Here is a 14,703-nt window from a genome sequence, read left to right as displayed (position 1 = left end):
CTCTTTGGGGAACCTCCTTTTATTTTTGTCTTTTTCTCATGCCTTCATACTACAAGACATCCAAATAGCTGTATTACGTTCCTTTACCACTACTATAAGAGGTGAAGGAAAATGCAGAAAGTACAACTTTCTTGGAGTTTATATGAAAACGAGCAAAACACAATCGAAAAATATTGTAAAAATTGCAGACGTACTACCCTATTTACCGACACAAATATTCGTAGGCATAACGCCAACGGAAAAAACATATACCGCTTTGCCATTTATAAATGTCCGAAAGACCATACGTGGAATCAAAAACTTCGTATTTATAAAGCATTTACTGATCACGTTGAAACAGTCGATATGACGCAGCAGGATCAGCCAGAAACAACTACTACCATTTCCATTACGCAACATCAAGAAAGCGGCATAACCGAAATCACGATCGTATTAGATATTGTTTTCGGTTCCCACCGCATCGATAAAGCCTTATCCACATATATTTCCGACTGGAGCCGTACACGCATTGTGGATAAAATTAAAAATGGGGATATTCAATTAAACGGACAACAAATGAAGCCAAATACAATACTTTCTGAAGGCGATCGTATCTCGATTTGTTTATAAATGAGAATATGCAAAAAATCCTCTTACAATCGTAAGAGGATTTTTTTATTTCTTCACTTTTCGTAATACAAAATGTGCGCAACCGAAGTTACAGTACTCGTATAAATACTCCGTTAACGTACTAATTTTCGTATCATATGTCGCACGTTGGTTACTATCATCAAAGAATCCGCGCAATCTAAGTTGCTCATATCCCCAGTCCCCAACGATGTAATCATATTTATTTAAAATTTCTGCATAGCGCTCTTTAAATGCTTCTTCACTAAAACCGTCACGAAAGTTTTTAATTACTTCGTACTGAACATTATTAATGCTCACCGTAGCATGAATCTCTTGCTTTTGCTCCATCATTAACTTCCTCTCTAAGCATTCTTCTTTTTATCGTATCACAAAGCATAACAACCAACAATTTCAAATACAAAAAATTGCAAATTAGTACATGCTATGGAGAAGGAGGTGATACATCGTGAAAAAACAAATTTTACTTTCCCTTCTCACTCTTTCCTTATTTGCAGGCTGCCAATCAGCGAACAAAGCTGAAATGGAACGTGAAGAAGGAAGCCGTGTTCTTGTTTCCAATAAAAACGACATGTATCATACGGAAAATACAAATACAAGACTCACAAGAGTCGGTTATTCTTCTAAACAAAAGCATGAAGTATCTAACAAACAAGTAGGGGCCATTAATCGCGAGAAGGTCGCTGAAATGATTACAAGCATGACAGTCAAACTTCCTGACGTTACAAACGCTGCTACACTCGTTACTGATGATGAAGTGTTCGTTGTATACCGTGCAAACACAACGGATCCAAAACTCGTAGCGGATCAAGTATATAGAGCTGCTTTGTCTATCGTTCCTCGCTATTATAAAGCATATGTATCAACAGACCAAAAGTTGATTTCTCAAATTCAAGGGCTTCAATCTGGCGCATTAAATGATACAGAATATACACAAAGCCTCGATATGTTAAAACGAGAAATGAGTAAAAATCCTCATTTGAACAATACGGGAGATCAGACTTTGAATGATATGATTAAAAAGTAAAACAGGTGGAGAAAATCTCCACCTGTTTTACTTTTTATTTTTTATTACGATCCGCATAAACCTCCATCGCATCACACATAAACTGCGCTAATCCCTCACCAAACTTATCAATATTTTTCGTAAAACGCTCATCAGCGACGTACATTTGACCGAGTCCTTTAAAAGCATCTAACGAATATTCACCGAAGTTTTGCAAGTAATCGTACCATACTTTAATAGCTGCCTGCGCCTCTTTAGAATCTGGTGCATCGTGTCTAAGCGTTGCTAAATTTCTATAAATAGCATTAAACTCCTCTTGGTTCTCTTTTGACATACCTTTTGCATATTCGTTCGCTTTATCTACAGCTGCGTCTCCCCATTTTTCACGTGCTTCTTCTTCATATGGGTTATGGCTGAAATCGAATCCTTCAAATTTCTCTTTATTCGTCATTTCAATCTCTCCTTTTGTATGCTGAATTGTTTTATCAATCGTCGCAATCACCTTATCTAATCTGGCACGCTTTTCAAGAAGCATCTTCTTATGAAGCTGTAGTGCCTCTTCGCGATCAAATGATGGACTCATGATAATCTCTTTAATTTTCTTCAAAGGGAAGCCAAGCTCTTTAAAAAACAAAATTTGCTGCAATGTCTCTAAATTTTCATTGGAATACAGACGATATCCAGACTCTGTCGTCTCGTCTGGGGTTAACAACCCAATTTCATCGTAATGATGCAGTGTGCGCACACTAATTCCAACTAAATCAGCTACTTCTTTTACTCTCATTGTCATTTGTATCTCCCCCTTAGTACATACGATAAAGTATGACGCAACGTTAGAGTCAATAAGTAAATTCATTTTCTTTCTAAAAGTTTCATCTCTCCCCTATTTCATGCATAATAGATATGTACATATATTAGAAAGCGGTGAAAGTATGGTTTCAAATACTGTAATTGCCAGCATCATTTTTCAACTTATTGTCTCGATTCTGGTCCCAATTATCGTACTCGTTTATTTCCGTAAAAAATATAATATGAATTGGAAAGTGGTCGGCGTTGGTGTTCTTATCTTTATCGGATTCACCCAAATTCTTGAAACACCATTCCACCTATTTATGCGCGGTAATCCAACAATCGCTCCATTTTTAGAAAATCCGTTTGTCTTCGCAATTTATGGCGGATTGACTGCTGGTATTTTTGAAGAATTAGGACGCTTCGTTGCCTTCTTCTTCTTACTAAAAAAATATCTAGAATATAAAGATGGCTTCGCTTATGGAATTGGTCACGGCGGAATTGAATCTATTTTAATTGGCGGTTTTTCTGCATTACAAGCATTAATCTTTGCTAATTCTATTAACGATGGTAGCTTCGCTCGACTGATTGAACAAAAACCCGAGCTTAGCATTTTACAGGACATGTTAATTCAGCAACCTGCCTACTTATACTTCCTTGGTAGCTTAGAAAGAATTATGGCACTCGTGCTTCAAATCGCCTTTACAATGCTTGTTTTATACGCAGTCAAACAGAAGAAATATATCTTCCTAGTATACGCTATACTATTCCACGCATTTGTAGACTTTTTCGCGGCACTTTACCAAACAAAAACAATCAATATCTTTGTTGCCGAAGGAATTACCCTTCTCTTCACAATTGGGGCTGTCGTTCTTATTCGCAAGATGAAAGCGAAATTAATGAGTGTGCCGGAGTAAAAAATACCCCACCGATTGGTGGGGTATTTTTTATGGATTGTCGCAATGGTGATAGCTTTTTCCTTCTTGCAGCTCCCTCTTTGTTTCTGCATCTATAACGATATATTTATGAAACTCTTCTACTTCATTTTGAGAAAAGGAAGCGAAAAAATAAACTTGGCGATCAGGATGAACAAAAAAATCTTGAAGCATCACACTACTCCGACAACCCATGGCTGTTTTTTGTAGGAAAGAAAATTCTTCATCAGCCACTTCTTTAAATAAGATTTTTTTCCGAACACTATATGCTGCATTATTGTATTCTTTATAGATTTTCTTGTCTAACTGTTTATAAAAAACATCCTCACTCACAAATGACTTATTTCGATTGCTTGGATAATTTAGTTTTTGATTCGACTCTGCATAAGTTGTGGACAAGTGTATAAAAAAACAAAGACTAAATACAATACATATTATTTTATTCATGATTGCACCTCAAATGTTCATTATCCACATTACTTTTCCACATATTTAAATCCATATGCCGTTTTCCAAGAAAAAGGAATTATTTCCACATTTGTCGAAGTATATAGCGTCAACTTGAAAGATGGGGATGAATTATGAAGAAAATTATTGTAATACGACATTGTTCAGCAACTGGGCAAAAACGTGATGCTGAATTAACGACCGATGGAAAAGACCAAGCAAATACCCTTGCTACATTCCTCTTAGAAAATCATCTACAAATCGATCATATTATTTCAAGCCCATTTGTCCGAGCTATCGATTCCATTCGGCCCTATGCGCTCCAAGCTAACTTATCTATCCAAGAAGATGAACGATTAACTGAACGCATATTGAGCAACGTTCCAATGGATGATTGGATGCAAAAACTAGAATCTACTTTTACAAATATAGATATTGCCTTTTCAGGCGGAGAGTCAACAAAACAAGCAACAGACCGTGCCATATCGCTTATTCAAGACGTTTTACAATTAAACCATACGACAACACTACTTGTTACACATGGCAATTTACTTACGCTCATTTTAAAGCATTTTGATCATACGATTGGCTTTAATGAATGGAGAACTTTAACGAATCCTGATATTTACGAAATTACAATCAACGAACAATGTATCATAAAACGCTTATGGGAAGCATCGTCCAAGTAATATCCCTTTCCAAAACATTCAGTTGACGCCACGAGAAGAAACTGTACTAATAATAGAAAGGGGTATCACTCCATATGTACGAAGATGTACTTGCTCTACTACATAAAACAAATGTTTCTTATGAAAAATTTGAACACGAACCAGTACTCGATTATGAGACAGATCGGATTGTACGTGAGAGACTCGGCTTACAAGGCACTCCAAGTAAAAGCTTATTTTTAAAATCAAAGTCTGGAGATTATTACGTATTTTTTACGTTAGAGGGCACAAGACTCAACCGGGGAGAGATGAAAGAACTAACAGGAGAACGGTTATCTCTCTGTTCTCCTGATGAACTGCGAGACAAAACTGGTTGTACGCCGGGATGTGTGGCTCCTTTCGGATATTCACACGATGTAACAATTATTGTGGATAACGCTATTTATACGTACGATAAAATTTTAATTACACCTGGTGTACCTGAATTTACAATTGAATTATCCACAGAAGAATTAAAAAAGATTTTATTAACATGTCCAAATACCGTTTTAGAGTACAAACAAAAAGAGAGCTAATCATTAGCTCTCTTTTTTTCATTATTTAGCTTCTGCTGTTTTTTCTTTTGCAGAACGTACTTGCTCGTCCGCATGGTAAGAAGAACGCACAAGTGGGCCAGCTTCACAGTGGCTAAATCCTTTGCTAAGTGCAATTTCTTTAAGCTCTGCAAATTCTGCTGGTGGGTAATATTTAAGAACTGGTAAATGCTTCTTAGATGGTTGTAGGTATTGCCCAAGAGTTAAAATATCCACATTGTTTGCACGTAAGTCATCCATTGCTTCAATTAAATCTTCTCTCGTTTCACCTAAGCCCACCATAATGCTCGATTTAGTTGGAATATCAGGCTGCATTTCTTTCGCTCGACGTAAAAACTCTAATGAACGTTCATATTTTGCTCTAGCGCGAACTCGGTCAGATAATCGACGTACTGTTTCAATGTTATGGTTTAAAATATCTGGTTTTGCATCCATTAACATTTTTAAGTTTTCTTCTACTCCACCCATATCAGATGGTAATACTTCGATAGACGTGAATGGGTTTTTACGACGTACTGCGCGTACTGTTTCAGCAAAAACAGCTGCTCCTCCGTCCTTTAAATCATCACGTGCAACCGCTGTTATAACAACGTGCTTTAAGCCCATTTGTACTACTGAATCTGCTACGCGTTCTGGTTCTTGTAAATCAAGCTCAGTTGGTAAGCCTGTTTTAACCGCACAAAAACGACAAGCACGTGTACAAACCGCACCTAAAATCATAAATGTTGCTGTTTTTCTTACAGCCCAGCATTCATGAATATTCGGACATTTTGCCTCTTCACAAACGGTATGAAGATTCTTAGAACGCATCATTTTCTTTAAGCCTGTATAGTTTTCATTCGTGTTTAACTTAATTTTCAACCATTCGGGCTTGCGCTTATATTCTGTTTGTTTTGTCATGGTTATCAACTCCGCACAATATGAAATAGTTTACCGTGTTCGCTTCTTTCAATGTAACATATCTATTCTAACGTATGAAAGCGATTTGCTCAAATGAAGATTCTAAGATTTTTTCCAATCGTTCCCTATAATGAAATACTCCGTATATCCCACACTAAAAAGAGTGATGTTGTGAAAGGAGTCTATTTCATGCTTCGAAAAATTTCTCTTTTGCTTTCTATTTGTTTTCTTCTTCACCAAAACATCGCTTACGGTGAAGATAATCAGCAAAGCATATACGAAAAGCGCATGGCACTATATAAAGAAACCGAGCAGTCTTCAGGCATTCCATGGTATTACTTAGCTGCAATGGATCAATATGAAAGAAATATACGGAGCGTAAGAAAAGATATTCCGAAAAAACCAGATGCCATCATTTCCCTTTATTTCAAACCAGAAATATGGGCTGGACCTATTAATAGTAACGATACTCTCCCCCATACAATTTCTCTATTTGGCGGAATAGGTTTAGATGGTGACAAAGATGGATTTGCAAATGCAAATAGCGATCGTGATCTTCTGCATACCGCAGCGACTATTTTAAGGAAACAAGGAACGTCAGAAGACCGTATTAAAATTATGCTCTGGGAATATTATAGACGTGCAAAAACAGTTGATTTAATTAGCGAATACGCCCAAATTTATAAACATTATGGACGTATTAATTTAGAAGGAAATGCTTTTCCTCTTCCGATCCGTAGTGACCATAGCTACCGTAGTACTTTCGGCGCTGGAAGAAGTTTTGGGGGCAGAAGGATTCATGAAGGAACCGATATTTTTGCCGGATATGGCGTGCCAGTAAGGTCGACTTGCTATGGCATTATTGAAACGAAAGGTTGGAACCGCCTTGGTGGATGGCGCATTGGTATTCGCGACCTTCATAACAATTACCATTATTACGCTCATTTAGGCGGGTTCTCAAAAGAAATACAGCTTAGACAAATTGTTGAGCCAGGGAAAGTAATCGGATTTGTTGGTAGCACTGGTTATGGACCTCCTGGTACAGCCGGAAAATTTCCGCCCCACTTACATTTTGGCATGTATAAAGACAATGGCTATACAGAATGGGCCTTCGATCCATACATGCATTTAAGCCTTTGGGAACGCAAAGAACGAGCAAATACAAAAAGATAACCGTAGCTGCATTGCTACGGTTATTTTTTATCCAGTAAAAGCCTGACTGAACCGAGTTTCACTTTATATGCGACTAACTATCTGTTTTCTTTTTATCAGGTACAGCAACACTTCCGCTTCCATAATACGTAGGCACTTCCCCTTGAACGATACGCGTCGCAATCGGAACATTTTGTTTCACCTTTATCTCTTTCGTATGAAATGGAATAATCACTTGCAATGTTACTTCCATTTCCATAACAATTTGAATCGCTGTAGTATTAATCCCATGCGGCTCAATTTTTTGTTTAATATCTGTATTCACATGTCCAACTGGCGTGAAATGAATCGGAATATCTGGTCCTATATTACCAAGAAGTGCATTATCAATTACACGCCCAAAAGGAACTGCCATAGTCGCGCCGTTTTTTTCAGCAATACCTAGCTCCTTCAACTTCCCTTGTTCTACTTGCTGCAAATATTTTTCTATGTATGTGGTCGTTGATGTTACAATTTCATTTACTTGCTTTGTATTTAAATTAATTGTGGATACTTTTCCGTTTTTATCATTCTGTACTTTCATTAATGAATCTACATCGAATCCTTCATTAATTCGATCCTTTACTGCCTTCGTCATAATTGCCGTCGCCATTTTATGTGTCTCTACTTCCCCATATTTAATTAAGGTCGGCTGAATATTATTATTCACAATCCACAACCCTTGCGTAAGTAATATAACAAAAAGAATAAACGACATAAGCAGTATATACCGAAAGGCAATAGGTCCCCTTCGAAACCGCGAGTTTTTCGAGCGAAATATACTCATAAAAAAACCTCCTTCTTATATCATTTCTATGCAAGAAGGAGGGACGATATATGCTTATCTCATTTTTAATAATGCTTCTTTTCCAATTGTACCAGCCGTAATGCCTAAAGCTTCGGCTTCAATCGTTACCGATTCTAGTGGCGCTTCAAGAAGTTGTTCAATCGTTCTTACGCCAACCGCACGGCCAGCAATAATTCCTCGATCACCTAACTTCTCATTTAAAAGACCTACATCTAATGCACCACACATAATATATCCTTTATCGCTCATTACAGCTAGCAAATTCGTCTTTGGAAGTTTCACGCTAACTGCAATAAACGTATAATTATCAATTATAATTGGCTCCACATTAACCATAGTTCACACTCCTCTCTTTCTTATCTGTATGACAAGAGAAAAATGAGTGTTACAAGTTAACTAGCCTATAGTTTAACGGAAGATGTATAAGTTATTAACATATCTGTTAACACATCTCTAAGTAGTTCTGGCATATAATATTGTTTGTCAGAAAGTGTGGATAGCTCTGGGTATAAGTAGCCAAATGTAAACATATCAATCGTTCCTACTGTATATATACGATCTAATTCCAGCGATTCCCCGTTAATTAATACATCTTCGAGTAAAATTTTATTCCCGGGAATCGTATCTGGAATGACTTCTACACCAGCGTAAATCATTTTCCCCATCACTTTTCCCCGAAATCCAAATCCTTTCACCTCAAGATTCTCCATATTCGGCTTACGTGCTTTCAAAATAACTTCTCTTAATATCTTTCCTGGAACTTTCAAAGCACACGGATTAATTGGATGTGGACAAATTCTGTGAATATCTCCGCGCGTTACAACACCCTCTTCTAACCCTTCAAGAAGTACACCAGCGTTCACCATGCCAATCTCTGCATTGCACCATGTTTTCAGCGCACTTGCTAACATGTGAGAAAACGGCGTCTCATGAAACCAATCAACCGGTAATGACTCTTTTAAATGAACGACAGACTCTGCCATTATATGCTCACTTTCTTCCTGCAGTATTTCAATTGTGGATAACGGCTCGCTATAAGCACCTAAACGTTCCGTCTTAATCGCCCTACCGTCTTTTTTCAGCAATTTCTTCATCTCTATATCCACAGTAAGCTGTACGTGACCAACGTAACGCCCCCACTTTTCACAACAACAAAGTAAAGTATTATTCAGTAGAATACCACGCTCAAATAAATGATGCGTATGTGCTCCTAAAATAACATCTATATCATAATGCTCTGCCATATACTCATCCATACTTTTTCCAAGGTGAGAAAGGACAACCGTAATATGAGCCTCATCTTTCACTTCTTCTAAAATAGACTCTAAATGAATAATGGGATCTTCAATATGCCAATCGAGCATCTGATAAAACTCTGGATAAGCTACCGTTAATCCGATAAAAGCAATGGTAATCCCATCCGTCGTTGTATGCAATTTATAAGGCCTTGCCCATGACGGACGTACCCCTTCTTTTTCAAATAAATTTGCGACAAGTATTTCAAATCCAGCATCATCATAGAGCCGATTCAAATGCTCCTTCGCTAACGTAATTCCTTCATTATTTCCGATCGTTACATAATCATATAACGCCTCATTCAAAAGCTTCGTATTCCCAAGTCCATTCGTCGCTTCCGAAATACTATGAAAACGATCCACATGATCGCCGATATCAACCGTCAAAACAGTCTCTCCCGCTTCCTGTCTTCGCTTTTTCTCCCCTAGAACAAACCGAGAAATTTGCGGCCAATTTTCAAAATGACTATGTATATCGTTTGTATGATAAAGGTGGATGATTGTTTCTTTATTTGTATTCAGAGAAAAAACCTCCTCTCAGTTCCTTACTGCCATTTACGCTATGCGCACACAATAATCCTGTAAATACTTTTCGTCTTTTCTTGCTATTTTACATTGTACTCGCATTGTGAGAAAAAGCAAAAGATTGTCCTTTTTATAGGAGAAACTTTACTTTTTCCAGTCTGGGGATTAGTTGGTAGAGCGGGGATTTGTCAGAAAGTTCAACAGGAGATTCGCAGGTCTTTTTTCAATTGGATTCACCAGTGGATTTGTCAGTATCTTTGCCTTACTTCCAGTCGGTCCCCTTTCATATAAAATGTTGCAGGGTATATGAAGAATTTCTTTTGTCGTAATTTGTTGATAAGTCGATATTCCTTGTCGAATCGTCGATATATTGAAATAATCGCTGATATATTCCGAGTTGTGATCGATATATTTGAAAAATCGCTGATATATTTAGCCAGAAACCCACCTGGGTATCTCGGCTAACCCCACCCCAAGCCCAGCTCACACAATAAAAAAGCGCCCTGCACAGCAGGGCGCTTTCTTCATACATATATTAACCGATAGAACCTTCCATCTCAAACTTGATTAGGCGGTTCATTTCAACTGCGTATTCCATTGGAAGTTCGCGAGTGAATGGTTCAATGAAGCCCATTACGATCATTTCTGTAGCTTCTTGCTCAGAAATACCACGGCTCATTAGGTAGAATAATTGTTCTTCTGATACTTTAGATACTTTCGCTTCGTGCTCAAGTGAAACGTAATCGTTTTTGATTTCGTTGTAAGGAATTGTATCAGATGTAGATTGGTTATCCATGATTAACGTGTCACACTCGATGTTAGAGCGAGAGTTTTTCGCTTTTGGTCCGAAGTGTACGATACCACGGTAAGTTACTTTACCACCATGCTTCGCAATCGATTTAGAAACGATTGTTGAAGACGTGTTTGGTGCTAAGTGAATCATTTTCGCACCAGCATCTTGGTGTTGGCCTTTACCAGCAATCGCGATAGATAATGTTAAACCACGAGCGCCTTCGCCTTTTAAGATAACTGCTGGGTATTTCATCGTTAATTTAGATCCGATGTTACCGTCAATCCATTCCATCGTTGCGTTTTCTTCACAAACCGCACGTTTTGTAACTAGGTTGTATACGTTGTTCGCCCAGTTTTGGATTGTTGTATAACGGCAATATGCATCTTTCTTAATGATGATTTCTACTACCGCACTGTGAAGTGAGTTAGTCGTGTAAACAGGTGCTGTACAACCTTCTACGTAGTGTACGTGTGCGCCTTCGTCTACGATGATAAGCGTACGCTCGAATTGTCCCATATTTTCAGAGTTAATACGGAAATACGCTTGAAGTGGTGTATCAACTTTAACACCTTTTGGAACGTAGATGAATGATCCACCAGACCAAACTGCAGAGTTTAATGCAGAGAATTTGTTGTCTGTTGGTGGGATTACTTTTCCGAAATGCTCACGGAAAATATCTTCGTTCTCTTTTAATGCGCTATCTGTATCTTTGAAGACGATTCCTAGAGCTTCTAGGTCTTCTTTCATGTTGTGGTATACAACTTCAGATTCGTACTGTGCAGATACACCAGCTAAATATTTTTGCTCAGCTTCTGGAATACCTAATTTATCAAATGTTGCTTTAATTTCATCAGGTACTTCATCCCAAGACTTCTCAGATTTCTCAGATGGTTTTACGTAGTACGTAATTTCATCGAAATCTAAGTCGTTTAAGTCGCCGCCCCATTGTGGCATTGGCATTTCGTAGAACTTATCCAGTGATTTTAAACGGAAGTCTAACATCCACTGTGGTTCTTCTTTCATACGTGAAATTTCTTCAACGATTTCTTTTGTTAAACCGCGTCCAGCACGGAAAATCGAAACGTCTTTGTCTTTGAAACCATATTTATAATCGCCGATATCTGGCAGTTGCTTCGCCATGTTGGTGTGTCCCTCCTTAGATAACCTCGTTTTTAGGAACCTTTAACATTACTTATCTTCGTTTAAGCCCTTTTCTAACGCTTTCCACGCTAATGTTGCACATTTAATACGTGCAGGGAACTTGCATACGCCTTGTAATGCTTCAATATCTCCTAAATCGATGCTGTCATCGTACTCTTTTCCTAGCATCATGTCAGAGAAAATTTTCGAAAGCTGAAGTGCTTCTTCAATTTTCTTACCTTTTACTGCTTGTGTCATCATTGAAGCTGAAGACATTGAGATTGAACATCCTTCACCTTCAAACTTCGCCTCTTGCACAATCCCTTCTTCTACTTTCATCGTAAGTTGAATACGATCGCCGCAAGTTGGATTGTTCAAGTTAACGGTAACACTATCTTCTAACACGCCATGGTTACGAGGATTTTTGTAATGATCCATAATAACTTGACGATATAACGTATCTAAATTATTAAATGACATTTGTGAAATACTCCTTTGTCTTGATTAGCGATTCAACAAATGTATCAATTTCTTCTTTTGTATTATATAAATAGAAGCTCGCACGTGCTGTTGAAGAAGCTTTTAGCCACTTCATAAGCGGTTGTGCACAGTGATGTCCTGCGCGAACTGCAATGCCTTCTACATCTAATACAGTCGCTACATCGTGAGGATGTACGTCTTCAATATTAAATGTAACAAGACCAGCGCGATGCTTTGGACCATAAATTGTAACGCCATCTACTTCTGATAGTCTTTCTAAAGCGTATTGCGCTAATTCATGCTCATGCTTTTCAATATTATCAAGACCGATTTCTTCTAGGAAATCAATTGCCGCACCAAGTCCGATTGCATTACCGATAATCGGTGTACCTGCTTCAAACTTCCACGGAAGCTCTTTCCACGTAGATTCTTGTAAATCTACGAAATCAATCATTTCACCACCAAATTCAATTGGCTCCATATTGTTCAGCAATTCTTTTTTACCATATAATACGCCGATACCTGTAGGTCCGCACATCTTATGAGCAGATAATGCGTAGAAATCACAGTTTAAATCTTGTACATCCACTTTCATGTGAGGTGTACTTTGTGCACCATCAACGACCATAATTGCGCCATTTTCGTGTGCGATTGCTCCGATTTCTTTTACAGGGTTAATCGTTCCAAGTACGTTTGATACTTGCATAATAGAAACGATTTTTGTATTCGGTGTAACTGTTTGACGAACATCTTCTAAAGAAATTGTACCGTCTGGTTGAAGCGGAAGGTATTTTAAAGTTGCACCAGTTTTCTTCGCAACTTGTTGCCACGGAATGATATTACTATGGTGCTCCATGTAAGAAATAACGATTTCATCGCCCTCTTTTACATTTTCAAGACCATAGCTAGCTGCTACTGTATTTAATGCAGTTGTCGTTCCGCGCGTGAAAATAATCTCTTCCATTGATTTCGCGTTAATAAACTTGCGAACTTTCTCACGTGCACCTTCATACGCGTCGGTAGCTTTCGTACCGAGCGTATGAACACCGCGATGCACGTTAGAATTATATTCTTTATAGTAACGTTCTAACGTTTCAATGACTTGAATTGGTTTTTGAGAAGTTGCTGCACTATCGAAATAAACAAGTTGTTTGCCGTTCACTTTTTGATCAAGAATTGGAAACTGTTTGCGTATTTCATGAATATTCATTAGCGAACTTTCCTTTCAATTACCTCAACAAGCTGTGCCTTTACTCCTTCAATTGGAAGCTCATTAACTACAGGTGCTAAGAATCCATGGATGACTAAACGTTCTGCTTCGCGTTTTGGAATACCACGGCTCATCAAGTAGTATAGTTGGACTGGATCTACGCGACCTACTGAAGCTGCGTGACCTGCCATTACATCATCTTCGTCGATTAAAAGAATTGGGTTTGCATCACCACGTGCTTTTTCATCTAACATAAGAACGCGAGAAGATTGTTGTGCATTTGATTTAGATGCACCGTGTTCAATCTTACCAATTCCGTTAAAGATAGATGTTGCACTATCTTTTTGTACACCGTGTTTTAAAATCCAACCTTCAGAGTGTTTACCGAAGTGAACAACTTTAGTTGTAAAGTTTTGTGTTTGGTTACCACGGCCAATTGTTACTGTTTTCGTATCAGCATATGAACCGTCGCCCATTAAGTTCGTAACGTTCTCTGAAATTGTGTTTCCATCATTCATAAGGCCTAGAGCCCAATCAATACGGCCGTCGCGTCCTACAACGCCGCGGCGGTTAACGTAAGTTGTTACGTCTTTTGCTAATAGATCAACCGCACCGAATTTCACTTGTGCGCCTTGTTCCACGATTACTTCTGCCACGATATTTGCAATACCTTTAGCATTTTCATTTGCAACGTAGTTTTCTACATAAGTTGCAGTACTGTTCGCATCAGCTACGAATAGTACGTGATTATATACGTTAGCTTCTTCGCCATCTACTAAGAATACAGCTTGAAGTGGAGTTTCAAGAACAACGTTTTTCGGAACATATACGAATGCACCGCCGTTGATTAATGCAGCATGAAGTGCAGTTAGACGATGCTCGTCTACCTTCACGCCGTCTTTCATTAAGTACTTTTGTACTAGTTCAGCGTGCTCAGTTGCTGCTGTTACGATGTCTGTAAAAATAACACCTTTTTCTTTTGCTTCGTCTGCTAAAGAAACGAATGCAGTTGTACCAGTACGTTGCACTAATACGCTGTTATTTTCATCGATTAAGTTTTTCACTGCTTCTGGAAGTTCAGTTAAAGAACTTACAGGCTCTTGCTTAGCAGCGTCGCCTTTTCCGATAAAGTCCCATTTGTCAATTTTCGTTTTATCAGGCGTTGGCATTGGAAGTTCAGTTGCTTGTGCAAGAGCTTGTAAGCGGAACTCAGTCAACCAAGCTGCTTCGTTTACTTCGCTTGCGCGTTGACGGATTGTTTCTTGATCGAAAGGTAATGTACCGATTGTCATGTTT

Annotated in this window: 17 protein-coding genes; 6 read left to right on the top strand and 11 right to left on the bottom strand. The window is 38.3% G+C overall.

Features of this window, described 5'->3' with window-relative positions:
• Nucleotides 1-111 precede the first annotated feature (111 nt).
• Nucleotides 112-609 (top strand): cytoplasmic protein, encoded by a 498-nt coding sequence (locus MKY38_RS24845; protein ID WP_065224342.1) that lies wholly within the window; start codon nt 112-114, stop codon nt 607-609.
• 45 nt (nt 610-654) lie between these two features.
• Here the strand turns inward: MKY38_RS24845 and MKY38_RS24840 are convergent, their stop codons facing one another.
• A complete protein-coding gene (locus MKY38_RS24840; protein ID WP_000435943.1) occupies nt 655-957 on the bottom strand; it encodes a YutD family protein in 303 nt (100 codons plus the stop codon).
• A 118-nt stretch (nt 958-1,075) separates the two neighbouring features.
• On the opposite strand from MKY38_RS24840, the gene MKY38_RS24835 reads away from it, so the two are divergent.
• Nucleotides 1,076-1,654, top strand: a complete 579-nt coding sequence (locus MKY38_RS24835) for a YhcN/YlaJ family sporulation lipoprotein (RefSeq protein ID WP_000744132.1) — start codon at nt 1,076-1,078, stop codon at nt 1,652-1,654.
• Between the two features lie 34 nt (nt 1,655-1,688).
• Here MKY38_RS24835 and MKY38_RS24830 read toward each other — a convergent pair whose 3' ends face one another.
• Nucleotides 1,689-2,423, bottom strand: a complete 735-nt coding sequence (locus tag MKY38_RS24830) for a MerR family transcriptional regulator (protein WP_000178775.1) — start codon at nt 2,421-2,423, stop codon at nt 1,689-1,691.
• Between the two features lie 100 nt (nt 2,424-2,523).
• Here MKY38_RS24830 and MKY38_RS24825 point away from each other — a divergent pair, with 100 nt between their 5' ends.
• Nucleotides 2,524-3,339, top strand: coding sequence for a YhfC family intramembrane metalloprotease (locus MKY38_RS24825; RefSeq protein WP_002164635.1), 816 nt, complete (start codon nt 2,524-2,526; stop codon nt 3,337-3,339).
• 30 nt (nt 3,340-3,369) lie between these two features.
• Here MKY38_RS24825 and MKY38_RS24820 read toward each other — a convergent pair whose 3' ends face one another.
• Nucleotides 3,370-3,804 (bottom strand): hypothetical protein, encoded by a 435-nt coding sequence (locus tag MKY38_RS24820; protein ID WP_065224346.1) that lies wholly within the window; start codon nt 3,802-3,804, stop codon nt 3,370-3,372.
• 134 nt (nt 3,805-3,938) lie between these two features.
• Here MKY38_RS24820 and MKY38_RS24815 point away from each other — a divergent pair, with 134 nt between their 5' ends.
• Together MKY38_RS24815 and MKY38_RS24810 are read left to right on the top strand one after the other, a co-directional pair.
• A complete protein-coding gene (locus tag MKY38_RS24815; RefSeq protein ID WP_065224347.1) occupies nt 3,939-4,493 on the top strand; it encodes a histidine phosphatase family protein in 555 nt (184 codons plus the stop codon).
• Nucleotides 4,494-4,567: 74 nt separating this feature from the next.
• On the top strand, nt 4,568-5,047 hold the full coding sequence (locus tag MKY38_RS24810; protein WP_000272747.1) for a YbaK/EbsC family protein: 480 nt from the start codon (nt 4,568-4,570) through the stop codon (nt 5,045-5,047).
• A 21-nt stretch (nt 5,048-5,068) separates the two neighbouring features.
• Here the strand turns inward: MKY38_RS24810 and lipA are convergent, their stop codons facing one another.
• On the bottom strand, nt 5,069-5,965 hold the full coding sequence (lipA, locus tag MKY38_RS24805; protein ID WP_000166372.1) for a lipoyl synthase: 897 nt from the start codon (nt 5,963-5,965) through the stop codon (nt 5,069-5,071).
• A 189-nt stretch (nt 5,966-6,154) separates the two neighbouring features.
• On the opposite strand from lipA, the gene MKY38_RS24800 reads away from it, so the two are divergent.
• Nucleotides 6,155-7,138, top strand: a complete 984-nt coding sequence (locus tag MKY38_RS24800; protein ID WP_070180644.1) for a M23 family metallopeptidase — start codon at nt 6,155-6,157, stop codon at nt 7,136-7,138.
• Nucleotides 7,139-7,211: 73 nt separating this feature from the next.
• Here the strand turns inward: MKY38_RS24800 and yunB are convergent, their stop codons facing one another.
• From yunB to sufD, 7 genes are all read right to left on the bottom strand, one after another.
• Nucleotides 7,212-7,943 carry a sporulation protein YunB gene (gene yunB, locus MKY38_RS24795; RefSeq protein WP_065224350.1) on the bottom strand — a complete coding sequence of 244 codons (732 nt, stop codon included), beginning with the start codon at nt 7,941-7,943 and terminating at the stop codon, nt 7,212-7,214.
• Nucleotides 7,944-7,997: 54 nt separating this feature from the next.
• A complete protein-coding gene (locus tag MKY38_RS24790; RefSeq protein ID WP_000248463.1) occupies nt 7,998-8,300 on the bottom strand; it encodes a YunC family protein in 303 nt (100 codons plus the stop codon).
• Between the two features lie 65 nt (nt 8,301-8,365).
• Entirely contained in the window at nt 8,366-9,757 is a 1,392-nt protein-coding gene (locus MKY38_RS24785; RefSeq protein WP_071686394.1) for a bifunctional metallophosphatase/5'-nucleotidase, read from the bottom strand.
• A 562-nt stretch (nt 9,758-10,319) separates the two neighbouring features.
• Nucleotides 10,320-11,717, bottom strand: coding sequence for a Fe-S cluster assembly protein SufB (gene sufB / locus MKY38_RS24780; protein ID WP_001118827.1), 1,398 nt, complete (start codon nt 11,715-11,717; stop codon nt 10,320-10,322).
• Between the two features lie 48 nt (nt 11,718-11,765).
• Nucleotides 11,766-12,197 carry a Fe-S cluster assembly sulfur transfer protein SufU gene (gene sufU, locus MKY38_RS24775; RefSeq protein WP_000009523.1) on the bottom strand — a complete coding sequence of 144 codons (432 nt, stop codon included), beginning with the start codon at nt 12,195-12,197 and terminating at the stop codon, nt 11,766-11,768.
• Nucleotides 12,187-13,407, bottom strand: a complete 1,221-nt coding sequence (gene sufS, locus MKY38_RS24770; RefSeq protein WP_001020767.1) for a cysteine desulfurase SufS — start codon at nt 13,405-13,407, stop codon at nt 12,187-12,189. The genes sufU and sufS overlap by 11 nt, the downstream gene beginning before the upstream one ends.
• Nucleotides 13,407-14,699 (bottom strand): Fe-S cluster assembly protein SufD, encoded by a 1,293-nt coding sequence (gene sufD / locus MKY38_RS24765; RefSeq protein ID WP_000152167.1) that lies wholly within the window; start codon nt 14,697-14,699, stop codon nt 13,407-13,409. The genes sufS and sufD overlap by 1 nt, the downstream gene beginning before the upstream one ends.
• Nucleotides 14,700-14,703: the final 4 nt, after the last annotated feature.

It is taken from the genome of Bacillus sp. FSL R5-0585, from assembly GCF_038004545.1.
Lineage (GTDB): Bacteria > Bacillota > Bacilli > Bacillales > Bacillaceae_G > Bacillus_A > Bacillus_A cereus.
This window is presented reverse-complemented; position numbering and strand designations above follow the sequence as displayed.

Bases quoted from the DNA above. Each gene is read 5' to 3' on its own strand.
- MKY38_RS24840 (WP_000435943.1), bottom strand. From the start codon at position 957: ATGGAGCAAAAGCAAGAGATTCATGCTACGGTGAGCATTAATAATGTT.
- MKY38_RS24790 (WP_000248463.1), bottom strand. From the start codon at position 8,300: ATGGTTAATGTGGAGCCAATTATAATTGATAATTATACGTTTATTGCA.
- lipA (WP_000166372.1), bottom strand. From the start codon at position 5,965: ATGACAAAACAAACAGAATATAAGCGCAAGCCCGAATGGTTGAAAATT.
- MKY38_RS24810 (WP_000272747.1), top strand. From the start codon at position 4,568: ATGTACGAAGATGTACTTGCTCTACTACATAAAACAAATGTTTCTTAT.
- yunB (WP_065224350.1), bottom strand. From the start codon at position 7,943: ATGAGTATATTTCGCTCGAAAAACTCGCGGTTTCGAAGGGGACCTATT.
- sufD (WP_000152167.1), bottom strand. From the start codon at position 14,699: ATGACAATCGGTACATTACCTTTCGATCAAGAAACAATCCGTCAACGC.
- MKY38_RS24845 (WP_065224342.1), top strand. From the start codon at position 112: ATGCAGAAAGTACAACTTTCTTGGAGTTTATATGAAAACGAGCAAAAC.
- sufU (WP_000009523.1), bottom strand. From the start codon at position 12,197: ATGTCATTTAATAATTTAGATACGTTATATCGTCAAGTTATTATGGAT.
- MKY38_RS24820 (WP_065224346.1), bottom strand. From the start codon at position 3,804: ATGAATAAAATAATATGTATTGTATTTAGTCTTTGTTTTTTTATACAC.
- MKY38_RS24815 (WP_065224347.1), top strand. From the start codon at position 3,939: ATGAAGAAAATTATTGTAATACGACATTGTTCAGCAACTGGGCAAAAA.
- sufB (WP_001118827.1), bottom strand. From the start codon at position 11,717: ATGGCGAAGCAACTGCCAGATATCGGCGATTATAAATATGGTTTCAAA.
- MKY38_RS24830 (WP_000178775.1), bottom strand. From the start codon at position 2,423: ATGACAATGAGAGTAAAAGAAGTAGCTGATTTAGTTGGAATTAGTGTG.
- MKY38_RS24825 (WP_002164635.1), top strand. From the start codon at position 2,524: ATGCATAATAGATATGTACATATATTAGAAAGCGGTGAAAGTATGGTT.
- sufS (WP_001020767.1), bottom strand. From the start codon at position 13,407: ATGAATATTCATGAAATACGCAAACAGTTTCCAATTCTTGATCAAAAA.
- MKY38_RS24800 (WP_070180644.1), top strand. From the start codon at position 6,155: ATGCTTCGAAAAATTTCTCTTTTGCTTTCTATTTGTTTTCTTCTTCAC.